This is a genomic window from Paraburkholderia sp. RL17-368-BIF-A, assembly GCF_046054045.1.
Taxonomy (GTDB): Bacteria; Pseudomonadota; Gammaproteobacteria; order Burkholderiales; family Burkholderiaceae; genus Paraburkholderia; species Paraburkholderia graminis.
In genome coordinates this window covers 375,961-400,188 of the sequence record NZ_JARESN010000004.1, presented here as the reverse complement: position 1 = coordinate 400,188, position 24,228 = coordinate 375,961, and the positions used below count along the sequence as shown (strand labels likewise).

Sequence of the window (24,228 nt, the reverse complement as noted above, 5' to 3'; positions counted from 1 at the left end):
GTCGGAGGTGATTCATGAAGACAGTGTTGATTGTCGGTGCGTCGCGTGGCATCGGCCAGGAATTTGTCCGGCAGTACAAGCAAAGCGGCTGGCGTGTGCTCGCCACCGCGCGCGACGGCGCCGCGCTCGACGCCCTCACGCAACTCGGCGCGCAAACCTATTCCGTCGACGTGACCGAGCCCGCGGACATCGCCGCATTGGGCTGGAAGCTCGACGGCGAGCATGTCGATGTCGCCATCGTCGTGTCGGGCGTGTATGGTCCGCGCAGCGACCGCATTGAAACCATCACCGCCGAAGACTTCGATCATGTGATGCACACCAACGTGCGCGGCCCGATGCAACTGATGCCGATCCTGCTGCCGATCGTCGAGGAAACGGGCGGCGTGCTGGCGGTGATCTCGAGCAAGATGGGCAGCATCGCCGATTCGGGCGGCACGAGCGGCTGGCTGTATCGCGTGAGCAAGGCCGCGCTGAACGACGCGCTCAAGCTCGCGTCGCTCGAAGCACAGAGCGCGACGTGCGTGTCGCTGCATCCCGGCTGGGTGCAGACGGACATGGGCGGCGCGCACGCGGCAATCGATCCCACGACGAGCGTCGCCGGCATGCGTGACGTGCTCGCGCAGGCAGCGGCCTCGCGCGACGCGTTCAATGGCCGCTTCTATCAATACGACGGCACGCAGCTGGAGTGGTAGCACGAGCGCGTGAGTGGTCTGGTCGGCCCTTATGCACGAGGCCAGAGTGAGGAGGCAGATTCATGGTGCTTGATCAGGATCACCTGATGGTCCGCGACGCGCTGCGCACCTTCGTGCGCGAAGCCGTCACACCGCACGCGGCGGCGTGGGACCGCGAGCGCACTTTTCCAAAAGAAGTGCATAGTCAACTCGCGGAACTCGGCGCGTACGGCGTGCTCGTACCTGAAGAGTACGGCGGCGCCGGCATGGACGCGCTCGCGCTCGCGTTGATTCTCGAGGAAATCGCAGCCGGCGACGGCGGCACATCGACGGCGATCTCCGTGAACAATTGCCCTGTGTGCAGCATTCTGCTGAGTTACGGCAACGACGCGCAAAAGCGCGACTGGCTCACGCCGCTCGCGCGCGGCGAGATGCTCGGCGCGTTCTGCCTGACCGAACCGCAGGCGGGTTCCGACGCGTCGGCGCTGCGCACCACCGCAACGCGCGATGGCGACGCCTACGTGCTCAACGGCGTCAAGCAGTTCATCACGAGCGGCAAGAACGCGAATGTCGCCATCGTGATGGCCGTCACCGACAAGGCGGCCGGCAAGCGCGGCATCAGCGCGTTCATCGTGCCGACCGACAGCAAGGGTTATGTGGTCGCGCGGCTCGAAGAGAAGCTCGGCCAGCATTCGTCGGATACCGCGCAAATCATTTTCGAAGATTGCCGCGTGCCCGCCGCGAATCTGATCGGCGCAGAAGGCGAGGGTTATCGCATTGCGCTGTCGGGGCTCGAAGGCGGGCGCATCGGCATCGCCGCGCAAAGCGTCGGCATGGCGCGCGCGGCGTTCGAAGCAGCGTTGAGTTACGCGAAGGAGCGCGAGAGCTTCGGCCAGCCGCTGTTCTCGCACCAGGCCGTGCAGTTCCGTCTCGCCGATATGGCGACGCAACTCGAAGCCGCGCGTCAGTTGATCTGGCACGCGGCGTCGCTGAAAGACGCCGGCCAGCCCTGCCTCACCGAAGCCGCGATGGCAAAACTGTTTGCGTCGGAGGCCGCGGAGCGCATCTGTTCGGCGGCGCTGCAAATTCACGGCGGCTACGGGTATCTGAGCGACTTTCCGGTCGAACGGATTTATCGCGATGTGCGCGTGTGCCAGATTTACGAAGGCACGAGCGACATCCAGAAGATATTGATCGCACGCGGTCTTGGTTAGGAGTTCGATGAGCAAGCACGAGTCGTCCACACAGCGGCCCGCCGACTGTCCTTGCGGCGGCGCTGCGCCTCGCCAGTCCGCGGCCGCGAAAGCACCGCGTTTCGCGGCGTGCTGCGGCCGTTATATCGACGGCGGCGAACTGGCGCCGCGCGCGCTCGAACTGATGCGCTCGCGCTACAGCGCATATGTTGTCGGCGCAACGGATTATTTGCGCGTCACGTGGGCGCCCGCCACCTGCCCCGCCGATCTCGACGCCGACCCTTCCGCGCCCGACGCCCTGCGTTGGCTCGGACTGCAGATCAAGGCCTTCGCCGAAACGGATGCGCAACACGCGACCGTCGAGTTCGTCGCGCGATACAAGGTGGCCGGGCGCGCGCATCGGCTGCACGAGTTAAGCCGTTTCATTCGCGATGATCGCGGCCACTGGCTCTACGTCGACGGCGATGTAAGCGAATAGCTTTTTAAGCGTCAACGGAGAATCCGCCGTCATCGCATATGGCCCCTTAGCGGGGCCGCTTCAAGGCGTTGGCTCAACGCGACAGTCCAGTCAGCCCGCTATCGCGCGATGCAAAGGCGAGCCCGGCCAACGCATCGCCCCAATCCGCCGATTTAAGGCCCTTTTCGCGGCTTTATTGCCCACACCTGCGCCGGTTTTCACCGCGCGTCTTGCTCATCGAGCCTGCCGCTCTGCCTCTCGCGCGACGCGGCAATTTTTTCGTCAGGGGTTCTCCTTGATTGCACAAAACAAAATTGTCGTGCCAGGATGAGGCCGTTGCTTCGTGACGCCATCAAGCGAGGACCCGCTGGTAAGGGTTCCGCAAGTTGCGCCGGCGCCTGCCGATAACCAGTTAATGAGGTTATGGCAGCGGCGTCCGGCAGCGGAGGTGGCGTTCATCATCGGCGCGTGGGGTCGCGTCGGCCGTTGGGTTTATCCCGTGCGATCTCGATTGGCGTGCGTGCGCTTCGCGCAATGCGTACGTGAGCATGTTTTTGTTTGTCGCAAACGCGCGTGCGAAAGATAAATGTCAGCCGCGCGATTCGATGAACAGACACGAGATGTCGAGGCAGATTTTTTGAGGCAGGTGGGTGAATGGCGTTGAGCAAGGTTCTGACGAAGTGGGCAGCGATGTGTGCAGCAGCAGCGGCGGCGTGCGCTGTGGCAGCGGCGCACGCGACCCCGCTCGCGGACGCCCAGCCCGGACCGCTCGCCCGCGCTCACGTGCCGCGCATCGCACTGCCGGACGACGTGTATCTGCCGAGCGCGCGGCTGAACGAACAGATCATCCGCGTACCCGTCGATGCCGACGGCGACGTCACCCTTCAAACGACGATCTACAAGCCGGACGGCCCAGGCCCGTTTCCGATGATCGTCTTCAATCACGGCAAGATTCCCGGCGATCCGCGTATGCAGGAACGCAGCGACCCGCTGCCGTTCGCGCGTGAATTCGTGCGCCGCGGCTACGTGGTCGTGGCGCCGAACCGCCAGGGCTTCGGCCAGTCGGGCGGCGTCTATCAACAGGACGGCTGCGACGTCGAACGCAACGGCATGTCGCAAGCCGGCGACGTCGCGGCGACGATCGATTACATGTCGAAGCAGCCTTACGTCGACGCCACGCATATCGTCGTGGCAGGCACGTCGCATGGCGGCCTCGCGACGATGGCCTACGGCACCGAAGCAGCGCCCGGCGTACGGGCGCTCATCAACTTTTCCGGCGGCTTGCGCCAGGACGCGTGCGGCGACTGGCAGGGCAATCTGACGCGAGCATTCGGCGCGTATGGCGACAAAACGAAAGTGCCGTCGCTGTGGATGTACGGCGACAACGATTCGGTGTGGAATGCGCCGCTCGTGGCCGGCATGCACGCGGCGTACGTCGCGCACGGCGCGAGCGCGAAGATGGTCGACTACGGCACGTATAAGAACGACGCGCACCGGCTCGTCGGCGACCGCGACGGCGTGCATGTCTGGTGGCCGGCTGTGGAGTCGTTCCTTGCACGCGTGGGCATGCCCACGGGCGTGCAGTATCGCGTGTCCGATCCTTCGGCGCCGAAGGCGAGCGGCTTTGCTTCCGTCGATGCCGTCGACGCGGTCCCCTACGTCGATGAAGCCGGGCGCAACGGTTATCGCAACTTCCTGCACCAGTACCCGAGCCGTGCCTTCGCGGTGTCGGACACGGGCGCGTGGTCGTGGGCCGAGGGCGGCGACGATCCGATGTCGGTTGCGATTGCGAATTGCCAGAAGCAGAGTTCGGCGCCTTGCCGGTTGTACGCGGTCGATAACTCCGTTGTGTGGGGTGATCAGGGATCGCGGACGGCGGATAGTGGCGCGGGCGGGTCTGGTTCTTCGGTTTCTTCTTCCTCTGTGTCTTCCGATGGTGACGTGCGACCGGCTATTGCTAGTCGGGAGTGAGGCCCTTCCCGCTAGAACTGCGCTGTCGCCTGGAAGCCAAGCGTGACACGCGCGGTTGGGAATGCTGCCGGTTTGTAGACGGGCGTGCCGGCGAACACGTCATAGGCGAGTCCGCCGATCCGCGTGCCGACGCTACCGCGTAGGCCGATTACCGCGCCGGCCAGTTGCGTGCCCGCCAGGAACGCCGTGTTTGGTCCGAATACGTGGCCGTAGTCGATCCCCGTGTAGAGCGTCTGCCCTGTTTGGCCTAGGGGCATCTGTAGTTCATTGCGCCAGTAGAAACCCTTCTCCGCCGCCAGCATCGTCTCGCCGTCGAAGCCGCGTACCGTGTAGCGGCTGCCGATCGTCAGGTCGTCTAAATAGAACAGCGTGTCGTTCGTGAACTGTGCGTGAACGGTTGTCACGTAGCGGAAGTTTTGTGTCTTGATTGAAAACGGCACCGACAGGTTTGTGTCCAGCACGGCGAGATGGTAACGGTACGTCGGACCGTCCGGGTGCGGGTCAGGCGTCGCACCCAGTCCGCCGATGCCCTGACGGTACGCGAGCGTCCCGTCGAACTGTGCCGCGCCAAAGTAATGCCGGTCGGTCAGCCCCGCCTCGATGAACGTGTTGTTGCGGCGCTGCGTTGGAATGTCGGTGCCGTCGATGAAGCTCTCGCCGAAGCGCTTCGATAGCTGGAATTCCACGCCGAACACGTCGGTCTGGCTGCGTCTCAGGACACGCGCGAGTCTCAGCGCGGCGGTCTGCGAATTGCCGCTGGAGACGAACGTCTGATTCACGCCCGCAATGTTCTGGTAATAGGTGTTCGCAGTGCCCGACAGTGTGGCCGTCCAGTAACCCCACGGCAGCGAGTACGATCCGTTGAAGCCGTGCGAGCCCAGGCGCTTGTCGCCGAATTCGAGATCCTGACTGGCGCCCGCCGTGAGAACATCATTCAGGCCGAGCGGGTTGTCGATGCCGACGCTAAGGTTGCCCTGTAGCTTGCCGGTTGCGCGCGAACCCGAGTTGTCCACGGACGCGACCACGCTCCACGGCTTAGCGCGTTTCATCGATATGACCACGTCGCTTTCGCCCGGCATGTCGGTCGGCTCGATCTTCATATCGACATCCTGGCTCGCGACGCGCTTCGACTGTTCCAGACCTTGCTCAAGATCGCGCAGGTTCAGCAGGTCGCCATCGCGTGCCGGGAATGCGGTTTTCCATGTGCCGCGCGTGTCGGGATCGGCATAGCGCAGCTTGCGAATGACGCCGGGCACGAGCGCGAATTTCAGGGTGCCGGTTGACAGGTCTTGCGCGGGTAGCAGCACGCGGGTCGTGATGTAGCCCTCGCTCAAAATGGCTTGCTGCAATCCTTTCGTGAGGACATCGAGCCCGGCCTTGCCGATGCACTGGCCGCGATAGTGCGCAATCCATTCGCGCGCGAACGCGAAGCGGTCGAGCGGCAGTTGCGATGCGCCGTGACTGCGTACTGCGTCAGGCAGATTGGGCGGCACGTCGAGTGAAAGGGAGTCGATGCGGAAGCACGGTTGCTCTGCCGGCAGTTCGGGCCAGCCTTGCACGCGTGGGACTTCCGAGCGCACGGCCGGCGCCTGCACTGTTGCGTCGCGCTGCTGCGCGTCGCGTTGCTGCTGGAGTTGCTGGTTCTGTTCTGCGTTGGCGCGTGCGGCGGCGGCTGTGTCCGCGGGCGTGGGTGCCTGCTGCGCGTTGGACGCGAGTGATACCAGGGCTGTGAGCGGGAGTACCGCCAGCCTATTTCGAATTTTCATGGGTGTTTCATTCCGTGATTCGATACGACATGCAGCGGCGGGCATCGTTAGCCCGCTGCTGCATCAACGGTTTATTTCCCGTTTTCGTCGTCCTTCGTTTTGTAGCTGTCGCGTGCTTTCTTGTAGCTGTTATCGAAGGGCTTGATATTTAGCAATTTGGCCCGACTGGTCATTCCACCGACAAGCACTGAAAGAAAGCCGACTAACAAGAAAACTCTCGCCCAAAGGACTGGGAGTTCACATTCAAGTGCGATAGCGGCAAGTCCTACTCCAATAACGATTAGCGTCAAGCGAAGCCATGAAGCTAGGTTGCCGTTGTCGATGAATCTGATCTTCATTTTTTCCCCTTGGGAGTTTGCGGCCCGAAAATGCCATCTATCTTTTCTTGCACGTTCTTAGCCACGCCACTACCGTTCACTTGATTCACCAACTCATTCACGGCAGGGGTCAATAGGGGAGATGCCGCTGAAATGTAGTTCGATGCAATAGACGTAGAACCATTAAAAACGTACTGCCCCGTATTCGGCTTAGCCAATTGCCCAACCGCATCTGCGGTGATTCCTATGATTGTTCCGCCGTATGCAATACCCTCACAGACTACTGAGCAAGGTGTTATCGACGCACCCGCTGCCGCAAGTGACGATACACGTCCGGCGTTAGTCGAAACCATCCCCGCTGCATCTGCCGTTGTGTTACGCATAAAGTCCGCGTCGCTCTTGTCGAACTTGGTGAACGGCCCCGTTATAGTTGATGACTTTGAGCCGGACAACGGATCATATGAAACTGTGCCCGGCACGTCCGTGGCATAGTTCGACAGGATGTATGTCTGCAACTCCGGATTCGCCTGCGCCGTAACCTGCGTCAGAATCGGTTTGCCGTCCGCCGTCGTACCACCCGATATCCACTTTGCGCCGGAATCCGTGGGCGCCTGGCCAATCAGCGTCGTCGGTGCGCCTGATTCGTTGGTCCCGTTCACGGTTACGCCCATAATGCGCATCTGGTCCTCAATTTGCGCCTCCGTGTACTTGCCACCGCTCTTATCTGCAAGCTGCTTGGCTACGGCCTTTTCTTCGGGATGCAACTGCCGGTTGAACCTATCCGCGTTGTAGCCCGAGAACGCACCCGCATTACCGCCAACCACCGCGCCCGCCCCAGTAGCAATCGCGTTTGCAACAATATTGCCCAGCGCTTCATTCATATCCGCATTGCCAGTCGGCTTCGAACCGGCAATGTCGCCACTCAGCTCGTTCAGCTTGCCCGCCTCGATCGAAGCGATGCCAGCGCCCGCTGCGCCGCCAATTGCATTGCCGCCAGCAAGCCCGGTCACGAGCGCAGCGCCCGCGGCCTGCATTCCGGCGCGCGCTAAGCCGCCTTCCTTCCACGCATCCATGCCGGCCTGATCGCCGTTCGCCTTTGCCTCCTTGTACTTCGATTCTGCATAGTCACCAATCCGCCGGGACACCGCCTCACCCGCCGCGCCCGCTGCCGCCATCATGTCCCCCTGACGGTCGAGCAGATTATTCACGTCCGGCAGTTTCGCGACCGTGCCGTTGGCGTTCGACGTATCACGATTGAGGCTCGCGATGTCCTGCGTCTGATGAGCCGCATCCGTCACATTGATCGTGCCCGCGCTGATGCCGCTACGCGTGGTCGCGCTATCGCTGCCGCTGTCGTTCTGGCTCAGCATCGGCGCAGCGCCGCCTGCGTTGTGGCCCGACGTGCTGCCGGTCGTGCCGTAGTTCGCGCCGCCGTCACCGGCCGTCACGCCTCCGCCGATGCCGCCCGTATGCGCGTTATAGCTCGACGAGTTCTGTACATCGCTATAGCTCAGCGTGCCTGTGGCGAGATTGTTTTTCGACGCATCGGCATCGCTCGCAATCACTGCGCCCTTCAGATCGGTATTGCCCTTGACGTTGACGTTGAACCCTCCATCGCCCGCCTGGATGCCGGCCTGTTCGTTCACGCCCGCGTAACTGCCGTTCGCACTCGCATTCGTGTGACTGAAACTCGCGCTGCCGCCACCCTGGCTGATGCTGAAGCCGCCGCCCGTGCTCTCCTGATGCGCGCTGCTCGTCATCGTGTCCTGCACGCTCGCAATGTTCAGGTTGCCGCCGACATCGGCATTCACCTGACGGCCATTGACGTTCGAACCGATGATGTTGGTATCGCCTCCCGAGATAATCGTCGCGGTATTCGCCGCCGTCACATGTGCGTTGTTCTGCATGGCCGCATCGCTATTGCTGTCGCCGTGCGCCTTCGACATCGACGCGTCCACGCCCCAACCCTGCGTGCCATACGAAATACCGACGCTCGCGCTGCTCGACTGGTTCGTGCTGCGCGTCGAATCGGTGTCGGTCGTGTTCACGACATTGACCTGATTCTTTGCCGCGAGGATCACATCGTTCGCGTTCACGTTGGAGCCTGCAATCGTCACGTTGCCGCTTCCCGGTGTGCCGTTGCCGGTGGCAACGAACGCAGCCGTGCCGCCCGCGCTGACGCTCGAACCGCGATGCGTCGTGCTGTCTTCCATGTAGGTGTTTTCGCTGTGGCTGCTTCCGTAGCTGAGTTCGATCTTCGCCGACGGTGTCCCACCGCTGGCAAGCGAGCCCAACGCCGCGCCGGCTGCACCGACTGAATCAATCGCGCTGCTTGCCGCCGCCATGCCGTGCAATGCCGCCGCGCGATCATCCTGACTGTGGCTCGCCGCGTGCGCCTGATCGACCGTGCTGGTAATCGCATCAATAACCGGTGCCTTCACTGCAAGCGTAAAGCCGCTCTTGCTGACCGTCTGCTTTTCGTCGTGGTGATAGGTGTCAGCCGCCGCGTCGATGATGACATTTGCACCCGTCCCCGTGACGTTCTTCGCCGCGACCAGGTCACTGCCCGTCACATGCAGATCGTTGCCCGCGACGATGTTCAGGTTGCCGTTCAGCGAGCCGATCGTACTGCCGTTGTTCGTCACCTGTGACGTATTCGCCGTATTGGTCTGCGTCTGGCTGCCAACCGATATGCCGATGCCGCCGCCCGCGCCGAAACCGGACTGACGTTCCCGATAGCTGCTGGACGTAGTCTGCGTATCCTGCGTCGTCGTGATGTTCACGTCGTGCGCAGCACTGAGCGCGACATCGTTCGTGCCGACAATCGTGCTGCCTTTTACGTTGATGTCGTTGCCGCTGGCGATGGTCACGGCATCGGCTGAAACCGTGCTGTCCTGCGACAACGTCGTCGTGCTGTTACTCGAACTCGACACTTGCTTGCCGCTCACCACATTGCTGTGCTTGTGCTGCTCCTGTGAATTTTCGACGTGCGTCTCCGTCGCCGCGCCGATGTTGACGTTGCCTGTCGCCGCGAGCGTCGCGGTTCCCTTGTCGAGACTGATTGCGCTGCCCGTGACGTTGATATCCTTGCCTGACGCGACCGTCAGCGAGTTGCCGGCATTAAGCGTCGTCGCAGTAAGCGTGTCGTCCGACCGGTGCAAGGACTCCGAATAACTGCCGTGGCTATCGCTGCCTGAACTGTTGCTGTTCGTGGTCGACGTGGCTTTTGCAGCCTGCAAGGTCACATTGCCGTTCGCAGCGAGCGTTCCGCCGCCCGCGAGGCGGATGTCTGCGCCGGTTGCAGTCAGGTCGCCGCCGACGCCAATCTGCGAAACGCCACCGACCTTGATGGAACTGCCGGTCGTCTGGTTAAAGTCGGTGTTCGACACACCGTTCGCGCGCTCGACAATCTTGTGTTCGCCGGTCTGCACCGAACCAAGATCATAGTTGCCGCCCACGACCATGCCGAGGTTGCCGCCGACGTTCAGATTGCCCGCGTTCTGCTCGACGTTGCCGCCGGTGACGATGACGGCGTTACCCGCCACGTTCAGGTTCGCAATCGGGCCGAGCGTGGTTGTGGTGCGCGTGGCGCCGGTTGCGCTCACCTGGTCAACCGTCTTGACCGCCGTATTGAGCAGCAGGTCGCCGCCCGCCTTCAGCGCAAGACTGCCCGCATTCACGGTCGCCGAGGTGAGGTCAATATTGCCCTTTGTGTTCAGCGTCATCAGGCCGCCGCTTTGCAGCGTGCCGAATGCGTTGCTGATCTGGTTGCCCTGGATTGACAGCGTATTGCCTGCCTGCACCGTGCCGCTGTTCGTGAAGGTCTGCGCGTTCTGGATGTCGATGTCGGTTGCGGCAATCAGCGGACCATTCATGTTCTGCTGACTGGCCTTCGCAAGATAGACGACCGGCACGAGCACGGCCTGGCCGTCGACCATCTCCGTCTGCATGATGACGACGTTGCCGGTGAGCGCGGTCACCTGCTCGGGCGACAGGCTCATGCCGAGCGGCAGGTTCAGCGACTGCGAGAGCGAGGCGCCTGCGGCAAGCAGCGACTGGTACATCGACTGGAGATCGGTGTAAGGACCAAGCACGGCCTTGCCAGTCAGCGACGTCACCTGGTTGCGCACGAGCTGCTGCTCGTAGAAACCGTCGCCGAGACGCTTTTCCGTCGTCTGCGGATTCACGCCAAGCTGTTGCAAATAGTAGTCGCTCGAAATGAACGTCTTCTGGTTCGTGAAGGCCGGGTTCGTTTCGATCAGATAACCGGCGCCCGGTGCGCTCGCCGGTCTGAACAGTCCGCCCTGCGGAACCGTCAGGTTTTGCAGGACGGTCTGCGCCGTCGCACTCGCGATGACCGGATTGACCATGCCCGCGCCACCGTTGACCGACGCCGCGCCGGACTTCGCGCCGCTCGCGTTGCCGCTCAGGCCGCTGATATTCACCCCGGACATGGCCTGGCCAGGTGCGAGACCGATCGACGGAATGCCCGCGTTGCCCGCCGTGTTGTTGATGCTGATGCCCGTGCCCGAGAGCGTGCCGCCCGCGACAAAGCTCGATTCGTAACCCGGCAGCGCGTAATAGCGGATGTCGGCTGGGGCCGCCTGCGTGTAGCCGCCTGGCCGCTTGCCGACGAACGGCGCATCGCCGAACGGCAATTGCCAGTCGTGTTCGCTGTTGTCGTAGTTGTTGTAGTGGTACTCGCCGGAATACGTGACCTGCACCTGGGGAGCCGTCTGACCCTGCCAGCTATTCTGGTCGAGCGTCATGGGCGCGGCGATGTTGCCGACCGCTGCGACCGCGCTCCAGTAGTTCTGGAACAGTCCCACCTTCGACGCGTCCAGATTGCCGCCCGCGATGATCTGCGCCTGCGGACTGATACCTGCGATCAGGTTCGCCAGCGCGACGCCTGTGTAGGTGGTGTACTGGTAGGTCGAATTCCATTGCCCTCCGTGTGGCGGATCGGTAAAGACGCCACCGATGCTGTTCGGGTCCTGTATGCCGACCTGGCCGGTGCGGCCGGACAGGCTGATGCCAAGTTCGTCGAGCAGCGCCGGGGCGACCGGCTGGTTCAGGCCGGTCGTCGTCATCGTCGTGCGCGTGTTCGTCACCTGGGCGGCGTGCAGTTCCATGTCGCCGGCCGATTCGATCAGCGCTGACTGGTTGCGGATCAGGGCCGCGTTCGTGTAGCTGCCGTCTGCATTTTTGCCGCCCGCCAGTATCACCTTGCCGAGACCGTAAATCGCGGTGGTCGCCTGCGTGTCGGTCGCCGTGGTGTCGTCGCGGTTTTCGATGTCGTTCGACAGCAGTTCGAGCGTGCCGTTACTGTCGGTTGCGCCAATCAGCGCCGTCGGCCCCGTGTTCGTCAGCGATTGCGTCGCGTTGAGCGAGACGCTGCCGCCGACCATCGTCCCGGTGTTCTCCAGCGTGTTCGAGTGCGTCGTGAGGGTGCCGCCCGCCATCATGACGCCGGTGTTGGCGATATTGCCCGCCGTGATACCGAGGTTGTTCGCCGCTTCCAGCGTCGCGCCGTTGCTGAACGTGCCCGGCATCGTGAAACTGAGGTCATGACCTGCGGCGAACTGCAGGTCGGGCGTCGGCGTAAAGTCGCCGTGTACGCTTACCGCTACGTCGTTGGCCGCGCTATATGCGCCACCGCCGGTGAGCGCCGCCGCATTGACGGCCAGGCTGTGTGTTGCGCCAATCTGCCCGTTCGTGTTCGTGACGGCACCAGTCGTCGTGATCGAGACGTCGCCATTCGAGCCGGCCAGGTTGCCAATCTGGCCGCCGCTGTTGTCAACGGTATCGCCTCGCACCGTGACGCCCGCGCCGCTGATCTGACCGTTCTGCGTGTTGACGAGCGCCGACGTGTCGACGGCAACATTGCCGTTGCCCGTCATGACGCCGCCGCTGTTCACGGTCTGGCTGCCACCTTGCACGGTCATGTCGCCCGTGCCGAGATTGCCGACGAGGCCGTTCGTGTTGTTGACCGACGCGGCCTGAATCGCGAGCGTGCTCGCGTCGCCAGCCGCGCCCGTGCCGGACTGGATCTGTCCGTTGGTGTTGGTCAGCGTGCCGCCGCTCGCGAGCGTCAGCGACGAGAGCGAGCGAACCGAGCCTTGCGTATTGTTCACATCGCCCGCGATGTTTGCCGCGATATTTCCCTGCGCGGCGAGCACGCCGTTCGCGTTGTTCAGGCTGCCGGCCTGCGCGGTGAGCTGCCCGGCCGTGATGATGCGACCACCGACGTTCGAGAAGGCACCCGCGCCATTGCCCGGTGCGATCGTCAGCGTGCCCGTGCCGGCGTCGAGGATCGCGCCGCCGTCGTTGACGAGCGCGCCAGGCGCGAGCGTCAGGTCGGTGCTGTTGGTCTGGAATGTGCCGCCGTTTGAATTGTCGAAGGTGCCGCTGACGTTAAAGCCCATCGACGACGCGCCGTATTGCGTGATCGTGCCGCCGTGGTTCACCAGGTCCGTCGCGTTCAGCGCAAGCTGGTTCGCCTCGATGTCGCCGCCCCTGTTGTCCAGTGTCGAGCCGATAGTGAGCGCCAGGGCCGGCGCGACAATCGAGCCGCCGCTGTTGGTCAGCGAGCCGGTATGAATGGTTTCGTTCGCGCCCGCGCCGATCTGGCCGCCGTTGTTGTTCAGCGTGCCACTGGCGAGGCTCAGGTCCGTATTCGACAGCAGCTTGCCGTTGGCGTTGTCCAGCGTGCCGCCGACGCTTGCCGTGAGACCGTTCTGGCCGATGATCGAGCCAGCCGTGTTGTCGAGCGCTCCGGCCTGAAGCGCGGTCTGGCCGTTACTGGCGATCGTGCCGCCCCTGTTGGACAGCGTGCCGGTGCTGACCGTCAGCGCGCCCGTCCCGGCATTCGCGATGGTGCCGTTGTCGTTGACGAGCGCGACAGCAGGCGCGAGCGTCAGGCTCGCGGCGTTGGTCTGAAGCGTGCCGCCTGTGTTGTCGAGCGTGCCGGATACATCGACCGTCGTCGCGCCGGTTCCGGTCTGCGTGATGGTGCCGCGATGATTGACGAGGTTCGTCGCGTGCAGTGTGAGCAGGTTTGCGCTCGTCGAGCCGCCGCTGTTATCGACGGTCGCCGCGCTGATCACTGCCTGCTGGCCGGCCGTGAATGTGCCGGCGTTCGCGAGTGTCGTGCCTGCCGATGCGTTCACGTTTCCGTTGGCGGCCAACGTGCCGTTGCTGAACAGGCTTTGCGCCGCAGCCGCAGTCAGGTTCTGCACCGCGGTGATCGAGCCCGCGTTCGCGATCTGTCCGGCCTGCACGGTCACATTGCCGTTGCCGCCGATGGTGCCCAGACCCGTGCCGCCCGCGCCGTTATTCAGCGTGCCCGCAGCGGAAAGCGTCAGGCCGTCAGTATTGAGCGATGCGATATGGCCCGCGGTGTTGTCGAATGACCCAGCGTTCGCCGTCAGCGCGCCTGCGGCCTGCATCGTGCCGCCCGTGTTGGACACGGCCCCCACGACGTTTGCATTTAAAACACTGCCCGAAACGATCTGGCCGTTGCTGTTCGAGAGCGCGCCCACATTGACCGTCTGCGTGCCACCTGACGACAGTACACCGCCATCATTGACCAGCGTGCCCGCTGCTTTGACCGCGAGCGTACTGCCGGCCGTTGTCGTCGCGCCTGCGGTATTCACGTCACCGCCCGTTGCGGTCAACGCCATGCTCCCATTCGCCGACGTGCTGCTACCCGCGACATTGACCGACGCGCCTCGCAGATTCGCATTCCCACCCGCTGCATTGCGCCCGGTTGCCGCGAGGGCACCGCCCGCCGTCACCGACAGATCGCCTGCATTCGCTATCGTGCCATCGCTGTTCACGCCCGCGCCAAGCGTACCCGTCGATGCCACGCTGCCCGCGTTGACGGTGGTGTTCTGCTGCGCGGCAAACGTGCCGCTATTGCTCAGCGTGCCAGCCGTGCTCGCACTGACATTCTGCTGCGCGTAGGTGGTCCCGCTATTGTCGATCCCGTCACGCGCATTGATCGCGATATTGCCGCTCGCGTTCGTCTGCCCGCCGAGGACCAGCTTGCCCTGCGTGGTCAGCGTCACGTCACCCGCCTGCGCAGCGAGCACGCCCTTCGTCGACACGCCCACACCGTTCTCGGTGCCCACCAGAACGATACGGTTCGCGTACATGCCACCGAGGCTGCTCACGTCGATGGAAACACCCGGCGCAGCGCCACTACCCGCGATAGCCGTGGCGTTCAGCGTCCCATAATCGACACGATTCGCGCCCGTGACGACGTTCAGGTTCTTCGCGTAGATCGCGGCATTCGCCTGCACGGCGCGCGCAATCAGATCGACCTGATCGACGTCGCCCGCGTTCAGCCCTGCGCCCTGCACGGTGATATTGCCGCCGCTCACGTTAAACCCGGTGAGGCTGCCGTCCGTGCCGTAGTTCGGCGTGCCGGTGGTGAGCGTCGCGCGCGACGTGTTGATGAAGCCGCCACCATTCACGCTGATCCCCGAGCCGTTGGCGATGACGACCTGTGCCTTCTGTCCAGCGACTTCCAGATAGCCATTGATCTGGCTCGCCGCGCTGCTATTAACCTGGTTGACGATGATCCGCGCGGACTGTCCCGGCGCGAAGTTCGGATTGCCGTTTATCATGCCGGCCTGCTGCGTCTGCACGATCGTCGGCGAGTTGTTCAGGATCGCGCCGCGCTGCTGCACGTCGAACTGGTTGTACGTGTTGACCGACACACCCGCGCCGGAGGGCCGGTTGATGTTCACCTGATTCAGCCCGTTCGGCGTCGTGACGACGCCCGGCGCGTTCGCGCCGCCCGGCACGATCTGCGCTACGGTGAAAGCGGGCAGGGCGCCGAGCAGCACAAGGGCCGCGAGTGCGATGCTTCGCAGCGCGAAGCTGTGCTGTTGCGTGCTGGATGGAGTCGCGAGCACGCGCCTCGTTGCAGCGGTCTCGCCATTACCCTTGCCTGTTGCCGTGGCCGATTCCTCGACGGCAACCAGCATTGCCCTTAGCCGGCTGAATACCAGCCTGAATGCCCTGCGGTTCATCTTTTTTCTGTTGCGGATTGGTAAGAAGGCCGTAACGTACCGAACCGCGCGAGGCAGATGTGTCAAGATTCGTCAAGGTCAGCATCGACACAACGATTGCCACAAAATAGGTCATATCTGATTGCGAGGCCCCCGAGCGCCCATCTTTTGCTCCACTACCCCCCAATACTTTTCCGTCGCTAATTCCGCCCTTCTGCGCCCTTCACGGCAAAACGCAAATCACCTGCGACGAACAGCGCCGAACCCCGTGCCGGCAGCCGAAATTCGCCGCCAAACCGCTAGTGCAAAGCCCCGAAGAAACCGCTAATCTCGACCCCGCACGCTAGCCGTAGGGTCGCGCATCGCTGAAAAACACGACGCACCGCGCCCCAAAAACCTGACAAAAAGAACCCACGGCGGCCGCAAAAAAGCACCCTGGAGTACGCCTTGGAAATGTCAGCAACATCACCCACATCCACGGAAGACTGGATCGCCCGAAGCCTGCGCGCGGTCTGGCATCCCTGCACGCAGATGAAGCATCATGAGCGTCTGCCCCTGATCCCCGTCGCGCGCGGCCAAGGCGCGTGGCTCTATGACCAGTCCGGTCATCGCTATCTGGACGCGATCAGCTCGTGGTGGGTCAACCTGTTCGGCCACGCAAATCCGCGCATCAACGCGGCGCTGAAGGATCAGCTCGACACGCTCGAGCACGCGATGCTCGCCGGTTGCACGCACGAGCCCGCAATCGAACTCGCCGAGCGCCTCAACGCGCTCACCGATCACACACTGGGCCACGCGTTCTTTGCATCGGATGGCGCGTCCGCCGTCGAAATCGCGCTCAAAATGAGCTTCCACGCGTGGCGCAATCGCGGCTTCGCCGACAAGCAGGAATTCGTCTGCATTGCGAACAGTTACCACGGCGAGACGATCGGCGCGCTCGGCGTGACAGACGTCGCGTTGTTCAAGGACGCCTACGACCCGCTGATCCGCAACGCTCACGTCGTGGCTTCGCCGGACGCGCGCCTTGCACAACCCGGCGAAACAGCCGCCGATGTCGCGCGTCGCGCGCTCGAAGCGGTGCGTTCGCTCTTCGAAGCACGCGCCACCAGAATCGCCGCGCTGATCGTCGAGCCGCTCGTGCAATGCGCAGCCGGCATGGCGATGCACGACGCGTCGTACATCGCCGGTTTGCGTGCGCTGTGCGATCAGTACGGCGTGCATCTGATCGCCGATGAAATCGCCGTCGGCTGCGGCCGCACGGGCACTTTCTTCGCTTGCGAACAGGCCGGCATCTGGCCGGATTTCCTGTGTCTGTCGAAGGGCATTAGCGGCGGTTATCTGCCGCTTTCCATCGTGCTTTCACGCGACGAAATCTTCGAAGCCTTCTATCACGACGACACGGCTCGCGGCTTTCTGCATTCGCATTCGTACACCGGCAATCCGCTCGCGTGCCGCGCGGCGCTGGCAACGCTCGACCTGTTCGCGAGCGACAACGTCCTCGCGGTCAACGCCCAAAAGTCGGCAACGCTGAAGGCCGCACTCGCGCCGCTCGCGGAACACGCGAATGTGCGCAATCTGCGCCATTGCGGAACGATTTTCGCGTTCGACGCAGTCATCGAAAACGAGCAGCATGCCAAAACCTTTTCGCGCCGCTTCTTCGAAAATGCCTTGCAGCGCGAGCTATTGTTGCGCCCCATTTCGACCACCGTGTACCTGATGCCGCCATACATTCTCGACGACGAAGAGATCGCGCTGCTCGCCTCGCGCACGCGCGAAACGTTCGACGCCACGCTCGCGGAGCTGCGCTAATGCATCTGCTCGACAAACTTTCGCAGGGACTCAAGGAGATCGACGAACACGGTCTGCGCCGTCGCCGCCGCACCGTCGACACGCCGTGCGCGGCGCATATGACGGTCGACGGCCGCGAGATCGTCGGCTTTGCGAGCAATGACTATCTCGGACTCGCCGCGCATCCGCAGTTGATCGCGGCCATCGCCGAAGGCGCACAACGCTATGGCGCGGGCAGCGGCGGTTCGCATCTGCTCGGCGGCCACTCGCGCGCACACGCGCAACTCGAAGACGATCTCGCGGAGTTCGTCGGCGGATTCGTCGATGCGCCGCGCGCGCTGTACTTCAGCACTGGCTACATGGCGAATCTCGCGACGCTCACCGCGCTCGCGGGCCGCGGCACGACGCTGTTCTCCGATGCGCTCAACCATGCCTCGCTGATCGACGGCGCGCGTCTGTCGCGAGCCGACGTGCAGATCTACCCGCACTGCGATATGGAAGCGCTGAGCGCGATGCTCGACGCGTCGGACGCGGACGAGAAGGTCATCGTCTCCGATACGGTGTTCAGCATGGACGGCGACATCGCGCCGCTGACGCGTCTTCTCGAACTTGCGGAGCGGCATGGAGCATGGCTGATCGTCGACGATGCGCACGGTTTCGGCGTGCTCGGTCCGCAAGGCCGCGGTGCGATCGCGGAAGCCGCGTTGCGATCGCCGAATCTGATTTCCATCGGCACGCTAGGCAAGGCGGCGGGCGTGTCGGGCGCATTCGTCGTGGCGCACGGGACCGTGATCGAGTGGCTCGTGCAACGCGCGCGTCCGTACATTTTCACCACGGCTTCGGTGCCGGCTGCCGCGCACGCGGTGTCGGCGAGTCTGCGCATTATCGGCGGCGACGAAGGCGATGAGCGGCGCGCGCATCTTCGGCAATTGATCGAGCGCACGCGCGCCATGCTCAAGACCACGCCGTGGCTTCCCGTCGATTCGCATACCGCCGTGCAGCCGCTCATCATCGGCGCGAACGATGCCACGCTCGGGATTGCCGCGTCGCTCGATCGCGCGGGTTTGTGGGTGCCCGCGATTCGTCCGCCGACTGTGCCGGCCGGCACGTCGCGCCTGCGCATTTCGCTATCGGCCGCGCATTCGCATGCGGATCTCGACCGGCTCGAAGCGGGCTTGCAAGCCGCGGGGGAGCAAAGCGCATGACGTCTGCGAACACTGCACTGTCACTCTTCGTCACCGGCACGGATACCGAAATCGGCAAGACCTTCGTGTCGTCGGCATTATTGCGAGGCTTCGTTCGCGAGGGACTGCAAGCGGCCGCGATGAAGCCGATCGCAGCGGGTGCGTTCGATGTGAACGGCGAACTGCATAACGAAGACGCGGACCAGCTCGACGCGGCCTCCAACGTGCTGTTGCCGCCTGCGATGCGCACGCCGTATCTGCTGAAGGAACCGGCCGCGCCGCATATTGCCGCCGCGCTGGAAAACGTCGCATTCGACATCGACCACATCGTCGCGTGTCATAGCGAAGCGTTGACGCGCGCGGACGTCGTCGTGGTGGAAGGCGTCGGCGGCTTTCGTGTGCCGTTGACGGCGACGCACGACACGGCCGACCTCGCCGTCGCCCTGAAGCTGCCCGTTGTGCTGGTGGTCGGCATGCGCCTTGGCTGCATCAACCACGCGTTGCTAACCGCCGAGGCCATCGCCGCGCGCGGACTCACGCTTGCCGGCTGGGTCGCGAATCGCGTCGATCCCGACATGACTTTTCCCGACGAAAACATCGCGTCGATCCGCGAGCATCTCGCGCGCGAACATCACGCGCCGTTGCTCGGCATCGTGCCGCATATGAGCCCGGCATCGCCCGAACTCGCGGCTGAACGGCTCGACATTCACCGGCTATTGCAAACGCTGCGCGACGCGCAGCGCTGAATTGAACATCACGTCCACTCATGAGGATCGACCACATGACGCAACTGAACATCGCTGCTGCATCCGCTGATACGGCTGCCCTTAACAACGCCAATGCCAACGCCAATGTCAACGCCGACGCTGCGGGCAAACAGCTCGCGCGCTGGCGCGTCGCCGACATCGTCGCGCTGTACGAACTGCCGTTCAACGACCTGATGTTTCGCGCGCAGCAAACGCATCGCGAGCATTTCGACGCCAATACCGTGCAACTGTCGACGCTGCTGTCGATCAAGACCGGCGGCTGCGAGGAAGATTGCGCGTACTGTCCGCAGTCGGTGCATCACGACACGGGCCTGCAAGCCGACAAGCTGATGCCGGTCGACGAAGTGCTCGCCGCCGCGAAAGCCGCGAAGGAAAACGGCGCGACGCGTTTCTGCATGGGCGCCGCATGGCGCAATCCGAAGGACCGCCATCTCGAGCCGATCAAGGACATGATCCGCGGCGTGAAGGCGATGGGACTCGAAACCTGCGTGACGCTCGGCATGCTCGAGACGCATCAGGCGCAAGCGTTGCGCGAGGCCGGCCTCGACTACTACAACCACAATCTGGATACGTCGCCGGAGTTTTACGGCCAGATCATTTCGACGCGCACGTATCAGGATCGTCTCGACACGCTGGAACGCGTGCGCGATGCGGGCATCAACGTGTGCTGCGGCGGCATTGTCGGCCTCGGCGAATCGCGCCGCGAGCGTGCGGGCCTGATCGCGCAACTGGCGAACATGGAGCCGTATCCGGAATCGGTGCCGATCAACAATCTGGTGCAAGTGGAAGGCACGCCGTTGACCGGCACGGAAGCGATCGATCCGTTCGAATTCGTGCGGACCATCGCGATTGCGCGCATCACGATGCCGCGCGCGATGGTGCGCCTGTCCGCCGGCCGCGAGCAGATGGACGAGGCGTTGCAGGCAATGTGTTTCCTCGCGGGCGCGAACTCGATTTTCTACGGCGATCAGTTGCTGACCACCAGCAACCCGCAAGCCGAAGCGGACCGCAAGCTGCTCGCGCGCCTCGGCATTCGCGCCGAAGCCGCGCAGCAGATGCCGCTCGACAAGAGCGGCTGCGAGCACGGCTGCGAACACGCGTAAAGCGCATCACTTCCTGTCGACGATGATCTGATCGAAAGTCCCGCCGTCGGAGAAATGCGTCTGCTGCGCTTTCTGCCAGCTACCGAACATTTCTTCGACGGTGAAGGTCTTGATCGGCTTGAACTCCGCGGCGTGTTTCGCAAGCACGTTCTTGTCGCGCGGACGCAGATGATGTTGCGCGATGATCTCCTGCGCGGCCGGCGACCACAGATAGTCGAGATACGCCTGCGCTTCCTTGCGCGTGCCGCGCTTGTCGACCACCTTGTCGACGATCGACACCGGCGGTGCGGCCAACAGGCTCACCGACGGATACACCGCCTCGAAATTGCCGCCGCCCACGCCGCTGTTCATCAGCGCGACTTCGTTTTCGAACGTGACCAGCACGTCGCCGATACCGCGTTGCGTGAACGTCGTCGTCGCGCCGCGGCCGCCCGTGTCGAGCACCGGCACGTTTCTGAACAGCGCCTTTTCGAAGTCGAGCGCCTGCGCATCGGTGCCGCCGTGCTGCTTGCGATAACCCCACGCGGCGAGGTACGTGTAGCGTCCGTTGCCGGACGTCTTCGGATTCGCGATCACCACTTGCACGCCGGGCTTCGCGAGATCGTCCCAGTCCTTGATGTGCTTCGGATTGCCCTTGCGCACGAGGAACACCATCGTCGTCGTGTACGGCGCGCTGTCGTCCGGCAGACGCGTGCGCCAGTTGGCGGGCACCAGTTGGCCTTTTTCCGCGAGGAGGTCGATGTCGTTCGGCTGGTTCATCGTCACGACGTCGGCCTGCAAGCCCTGCAATACCGACAACGCCTGTGCGCTCGACGCGCCATGCGACTGGCGAATCGACACCGTCTCGCCGCTCTTCTGCTTATACGCGGCGATGAAGCCCGCGTTGATGTCCTTGTACAGCTCGCGCGTCACGTCGTACGACACGTTCATCAACGACGTCTCGGCATGCGCCGCCGCTATGCCGCCAGCGCCGAAGCCGAGCGTGAGCGCCGTGAAGCCGGCCGCCAACCAGCGTGAAGTCCCCGTCTTGCCTGCCATCTTGTCCCCGCTATCGATGATAAAAACCTGTGGCCGCGCGAACGCGCAGCATCAAGCGGGATTCTAGCGGATCGCCTATACGCGGCCAGCCGGGCCGGCCCGAGCAACGCACTCGAGCCCGCGCGTTAAACCAGCGCGTGCTGCCCGATCTCGAGCGCTTCGTCGCGAAAGCGCAGCGGCGCCGCGCAATGCACGAGCGTGTCGATGAAATACTTGGCCCGCGGCCACGGTCCGAATCCGGCTGCGGTGTTGATGTGCCCCGCATCGCCGAGATTGACGAACGCACTGCCGAAACGCTGCGCCAGTTCGCGAGCGCCGGCAAGCGGCATCCACGGATCGGTTTCGCTGCCGATCAGAATGGACGGCACACCCAATCGTCGCGCCTCGAACGATCCGGCAAACGCGAACTTTTGCGGGCTCGCGGGCGCGACGAGGAGCACGCCGACCACTTCGTTCGCATACGACGCCTGCTGCAACGCGTGCGCGGCAGCAAGACATCCGAAGCTGTGCGCGGCGAGCACGAACGGCCCGCGTTCGCGCGCGAGCAACTCGCGCAGCGAGTTGGCCCAGCCGGCGACGTCCGGTGCATCCCAGTCGGCCTGCTCGACGCGCAACGAGCGCGCGAACTGGCGTTCGAGCCACGTTTGCCAATGTGCGCCCTCGCTGCCGTGCAGACCCGGAACGGTCACGAGCCGCGGCGGCCACGGCGATCTGGTGCATGAAAGCATGTCTGTCCCTCGCAAAGGGAAAACCGGGTAGTCATTGTCCCGCCGCCCGTCGCGCGGACGAACCAAGTTTTTGTGCTTTGTTTATCGACTGAATCTGCGGATCGCGAAGCCGAAAGCGGACGGTCGTGCGCAAGCGCGCGGGATCGTCGGCGAAAAAGTAGAATGAAGCCTGCCCATAAAAGGAGGAGCCCTCATGTCGTCAGCGTCGCGCGCCGCGCCGCAGCCGTCGCGAGCCTTGCAGCCGCCCCGCCGCCCGCCACGCCCGCACCGCGCGCGCAGCGTGAACCGGGGCCGTTGCGCGTGCAACGGTGAGGTCGCATGAAAGTCCTCTTCTATATGCCGAACGCCGAAGCCGCAGCCTGGCTGCATGACTTTGCGCGCGCGCTGCCGCAAGCCGATTTGCGCGAGTGGCAACCCGGCGACACCGCGCCCGCCGATTTCGCGGTCGTCTGGCGACCACCGCGCGAGATGCTGGCCGGCCGCGCCGATTTGCGCGCGATCTTCAATCTGGGCGCGGGCGTCGACGCGATTCTCGCGCTCGAACGCGAGCAGCCCGGCACCTTGCCGCCCAACGCGCCGTTGATCCGTCTCGAAGACACCGGCATGGCGCCGCAAATGGCCGAGTATGTGACGCACGCGGTGCTGCGTTATCTGCGGCGCTTCGACGAATACGAAGCGCTGCAGCGCGAGCGCCGCTGGCAAGTGCTCGATCCGCATCCGCGAGACACGTTCACGGTCGGCGTGCTCGGGCTCGGCGTGCTGGGCGCACATGTCGCGCAAACGGTCGCGCGATTCGGCATGCCGGTGCGCGGCTACAGCCGCAGTGCGAAGCAAGTGGAAGGCATTACGACGTTCGCCGGCGAAGCGCGTTTCGACGCGTTTCTCGACGGCGTGAAAGTGCTCGTCAATCTGCTGCCGCATACGCCCGATACCGCGAACGTGCTGAACACCCGCACGTTTTCGAAGCTCGCACGCGGCGCGTATCTGATCAACGTTGCACGCGGCGCGCATCTGGTGGAAGCCGATCTGCTCGACGCGCTCGCAAGCGGTCAACTCGCCGCGGCCACGCTCGACGTGTTTCAGGAGGAGCCGTTGCCGCCCGATCATCCGTTCTGGCAGGAGCCGCGCATCACCGTCACGCCGCACATGTCGGCGCTGACCTTGCGCGAAGAAAGCGTCGCGCAGATCGCGCAAAAAATGCTCGCGCTCGAACGCGGCGAAGCCGTCGGCGGCGTGGTGAATATCGAGCGCGGATATTGACGGCGTGGAGTCACAATCACGTCAAGGAGACACAACATGGCCGTACCCCAGCAAGTGAAAATCGTCGAAGTCGGTCCGCGTGACGGTCTGCAAAACGAGAAGGATTTCGTGCCGACGGCGATCAAGATCGAGTTGATCAACCGGCTCGCGGCAGCGGGTTTTCGCAACGTCGAAGCGGCGTCGTTCGTGTCGCCGAAATGGGTGCCGCAAATGGCCGACGGCGCCGACGTGATGGCCGGCATCGAGCGGCGCCCCGGCACGATCTATTCGGTGCTCACGCCGAATCTGCGCGGCTTCGAAGGTGCGCTCGCCGCGCGCGCCGACGAGATCGTGATCTTCGGCGCGGCGAGCGAAGCGTTCTCGCAGAAGAACATCAATTGCAGCATCGCGGAAAGTATCGAGCGATTCGCGCCGGTCGCGCAGGCGGCGAAGCAGTACGGCTTGCGCATGCGCGGCAGCGTGTCGTGCGCGCTCGGGTGTCCGTATCAGGGCGAAGTGCCGGTGGCGTCGGTGGTCGACGTGGTGCAACGTTTCGCGGCGCTCGGTTGCGACGAGATCGATATCGCCGATACGATTGGCGTGGGTACGCCCAAGCGCACGCGCGAAGTGTTCGAAGCCGTGACCCGCGTGTTTCCGCGCGAGCGTCTGTCCGGGCACTTTCACGACACCTACGGCCAGGCGCTCGCGAATATCTACGCGGCGTTGCAGGAAGGCATCGAGATTTATCACGCGTCGGTGGCCGGGCTCGGCGGCTGTCCGTATGCGAAGGGCGCAACGGGCAACGTCGCAACCGAAGACGTGCTGTACTTGATGAACGGCCTTGGCATCGAAACTGGCATCGACCTCGCGCAAGTCGTGGGCATCGGCGATTTCATTTCGACGGCAATCGGCCGGCCGAACGTGTCGCGCGCGGGCAAGGCGTTGCTTGCGAAGGCACGCAGCGAAGCCGCCAATTGCGTGTGAGCCGA

General features: G+C 63.8%; 16 protein-coding genes. 10 read left to right on the top strand and 6 right to left on the bottom strand.

Annotation, left to right across the window (positions count from 1 at the left end; translation table 11 throughout):
- Positions 1 to 14 precede the first annotated feature (14 nt).
- From P0D87_RS10060 to P0D87_RS10045, 4 genes are all read left to right on the top strand, one after another.
- Positions 15 to 692 carry an SDR family oxidoreductase gene (locus tag P0D87_RS10060; protein WP_053857428.1) on the top strand — a complete coding sequence of 226 codons (678 nt, stop codon included), beginning with the start codon at positions 15 to 17 and terminating at the stop codon, positions 690 to 692.
- A 62-nt stretch (positions 693 to 754) separates the two neighbouring features.
- Positions 755 to 1,885: an acyl-CoA dehydrogenase family protein gene (locus P0D87_RS10055; RefSeq protein ID WP_053857427.1), complete on the top strand. Its 1,131-nt coding sequence runs from the start codon at positions 755 to 757 to the stop codon at positions 1,883 to 1,885.
- 7 nt (positions 1,886 to 1,892) lie between these two features.
- Positions 1,893 to 2,342, top strand: a complete 450-nt coding sequence (locus P0D87_RS10050) for a YchJ family protein (RefSeq protein ID WP_053857426.1) — start codon at positions 1,893 to 1,895, stop codon at positions 2,340 to 2,342.
- 633 nt (positions 2,343 to 2,975) lie between these two features.
- A complete protein-coding gene (locus P0D87_RS10045) occupies positions 2,976 to 4,292 on the top strand; it encodes a dienelactone hydrolase family protein (RefSeq protein WP_053857425.1) in 1,317 nt (438 codons plus the stop codon).
- 11 nt (positions 4,293 to 4,303) lie between these two features.
- Here the strand turns inward: P0D87_RS10045 and P0D87_RS10040 are convergent, their stop codons facing one another.
- From P0D87_RS10040 to P0D87_RS10025, 4 genes are all read right to left on the bottom strand, one after another.
- Positions 4,304 to 6,058 (bottom strand): ShlB/FhaC/HecB family hemolysin secretion/activation protein, encoded by a 1,755-nt coding sequence (locus P0D87_RS10040; protein ID WP_053857424.1) that lies wholly within the window; start codon positions 6,056 to 6,058, stop codon positions 4,304 to 4,306.
- A gap of 71 nt (positions 6,059 to 6,129) precedes the next feature.
- On the bottom strand, positions 6,130 to 6,396 hold the full coding sequence (locus P0D87_RS10035) for a hypothetical protein (RefSeq protein WP_053857423.1): 267 nt from the start codon (positions 6,394 to 6,396) through the stop codon (positions 6,130 to 6,132).
- A complete protein-coding gene (locus P0D87_RS10030; protein WP_082366925.1) occupies positions 6,393 to 15,413 on the bottom strand; it encodes a hemagglutinin repeat-containing protein in 9,021 nt (3,006 codons plus the stop codon). The genes P0D87_RS10035 and P0D87_RS10030 overlap by 4 nt, the downstream gene beginning before the upstream one ends.
- Complete coding sequence (locus P0D87_RS10025) at positions 15,322 to 15,528, bottom strand: hypothetical protein (RefSeq protein WP_321175768.1); 207 nt, start codon at positions 15,526 to 15,528, stop codon at positions 15,322 to 15,324. The genes P0D87_RS10030 and P0D87_RS10025 overlap by 92 nt, the downstream gene beginning before the upstream one ends.
- Positions 15,529 to 15,839: 311 nt before the next feature.
- Here P0D87_RS10025 and bioA point away from each other — a divergent pair, with 311 nt between their 5' ends.
- The 4 genes from bioA to bioB are packed head-to-tail and all read left to right on the top strand — an operon-like array spanning position 15,840 to position 20,234.
- On the top strand, positions 15,840 to 17,201 hold the full coding sequence (bioA, locus tag P0D87_RS10020) for an adenosylmethionine--8-amino-7-oxononanoate transaminase (RefSeq protein WP_053857421.1): 1,362 nt from the start codon (positions 15,840 to 15,842) through the stop codon (positions 17,199 to 17,201).
- A complete protein-coding gene (bioF, locus tag P0D87_RS10015) occupies positions 17,201 to 18,385 on the top strand; it encodes an 8-amino-7-oxononanoate synthase (RefSeq protein WP_053857420.1) in 1,185 nt (394 codons plus the stop codon). Before bioA ends, bioF begins: the two co-directional genes overlap by 1 nt.
- Positions 18,382 to 19,110, top strand: coding sequence for a dethiobiotin synthase (gene bioD / locus P0D87_RS10010; RefSeq protein ID WP_053857419.1), 729 nt, complete (start codon positions 18,382 to 18,384; stop codon positions 19,108 to 19,110). Before bioF ends, bioD begins: the two co-directional genes overlap by 4 nt.
- A 35-nt stretch (positions 19,111 to 19,145) precedes the next feature.
- Positions 19,146 to 20,234, top strand: a complete 1,089-nt coding sequence (gene bioB, locus P0D87_RS10005; RefSeq protein WP_053857418.1) for a biotin synthase BioB — start codon at positions 19,146 to 19,148, stop codon at positions 20,232 to 20,234.
- Positions 20,235 to 20,240: 6 nt separating this feature from the next.
- Here bioB and P0D87_RS10000 read toward each other — a convergent pair whose 3' ends face one another.
- Both P0D87_RS10000 and P0D87_RS09995 read right to left on the bottom strand, forming a co-directional pair.
- Positions 20,241 to 21,272: a sulfate ABC transporter substrate-binding protein gene (locus P0D87_RS10000; protein WP_053857417.1), complete on the bottom strand. Its 1,032-nt coding sequence runs from the start codon at positions 21,270 to 21,272 to the stop codon at positions 20,241 to 20,243.
- Positions 21,273 to 21,397: 125 nt separating this feature from the next.
- Positions 21,398 to 22,000 (bottom strand): RBBP9/YdeN family alpha/beta hydrolase, encoded by a 603-nt coding sequence (locus tag P0D87_RS09995; protein WP_006048164.1) that lies wholly within the window; start codon positions 21,998 to 22,000, stop codon positions 21,398 to 21,400.
- A 318-nt stretch (positions 22,001 to 22,318) separates the two neighbouring features.
- Here P0D87_RS09995 and P0D87_RS09990 point away from each other — a divergent pair, with 318 nt between their 5' ends.
- The gene (locus P0D87_RS09990; RefSeq protein ID WP_053857416.1) at positions 22,319 to 23,260 is read left to right on the top strand and encodes a 2-hydroxyacid dehydrogenase; all 942 of its coding nucleotides are present in this window, start codon (positions 22,319 to 22,321) and stop codon (positions 23,258 to 23,260) included.
- 36 nt (positions 23,261 to 23,296) lie between these two features.
- A complete protein-coding gene (locus P0D87_RS09985) occupies positions 23,297 to 24,223 on the top strand; it encodes a hydroxymethylglutaryl-CoA lyase (protein ID WP_053857415.1) in 927 nt (308 codons plus the stop codon).
- Positions 24,224 to 24,228: the final 5 nt, after the last annotated feature.

What these genes read in the sequence shown, in the direction of transcription:
- P0D87_RS10060 (WP_053857428.1), top strand. Translation starts at nt 15, where the DNA reads ATGAAGACAGTGTTGATTGTCGGTGCGTCGCGTGGCATCGGCCAGGAA.
- P0D87_RS10055 (WP_053857427.1), top strand. Translation starts at nt 755, where the DNA reads ATGGTGCTTGATCAGGATCACCTGATGGTCCGCGACGCGCTGCGCACC.
- P0D87_RS10050 (WP_053857426.1), top strand. Translation starts at nt 1,893, where the DNA reads ATGAGCAAGCACGAGTCGTCCACACAGCGGCCCGCCGACTGTCCTTGC.
- P0D87_RS10045 (WP_053857425.1), top strand. Translation starts at nt 2,976, where the DNA reads ATGGCGTTGAGCAAGGTTCTGACGAAGTGGGCAGCGATGTGTGCAGCA.
- P0D87_RS10040 (WP_053857424.1), bottom strand. Translation starts at nt 6,058, where the DNA reads ATGAAAATTCGAAATAGGCTGGCGGTACTCCCGCTCACAGCCCTGGTA.
- P0D87_RS10035 (WP_053857423.1), bottom strand. Translation starts at nt 6,396, where the DNA reads ATGAAGATCAGATTCATCGACAACGGCAACCTAGCTTCATGGCTTCGC.
- P0D87_RS10030 (WP_082366925.1), bottom strand. Translation starts at nt 15,413, where the DNA reads ATGAACCGCAGGGCATTCAGGCTGGTATTCAGCCGGCTAAGGGCAATG.
- P0D87_RS10025 (WP_321175768.1), bottom strand. Translation starts at nt 15,528, where the DNA reads ATGACCTATTTTGTGGCAATCGTTGTGTCGATGCTGACCTTGACGAAT.
- bioF (WP_053857420.1), top strand. Translation starts at nt 17,201, where the DNA reads ATGCATCTGCTCGACAAACTTTCGCAGGGACTCAAGGAGATCGACGAA.
- bioD (WP_053857419.1), top strand. Translation starts at nt 18,382, where the DNA reads ATGACGTCTGCGAACACTGCACTGTCACTCTTCGTCACCGGCACGGAT.
- bioB (WP_053857418.1), top strand. Translation starts at nt 19,146, where the DNA reads ATGACGCAACTGAACATCGCTGCTGCATCCGCTGATACGGCTGCCCTT.
- P0D87_RS10000 (WP_053857417.1), bottom strand. Translation starts at nt 21,272, where the DNA reads ATGGCAGGCAAGACGGGGACTTCACGCTGGTTGGCGGCCGGCTTCACG.
- P0D87_RS09995 (WP_006048164.1), bottom strand. Translation starts at nt 22,000, where the DNA reads ATGCTTTCATGCACCAGATCGCCGTGGCCGCCGCGGCTCGTGACCGTT.
- P0D87_RS09990 (WP_053857416.1), top strand. Translation starts at nt 22,319, where the DNA reads ATGAAAGTCCTCTTCTATATGCCGAACGCCGAAGCCGCAGCCTGGCTG.
- P0D87_RS09985 (WP_053857415.1), top strand. Translation starts at nt 23,297, where the DNA reads ATGGCCGTACCCCAGCAAGTGAAAATCGTCGAAGTCGGTCCGCGTGAC.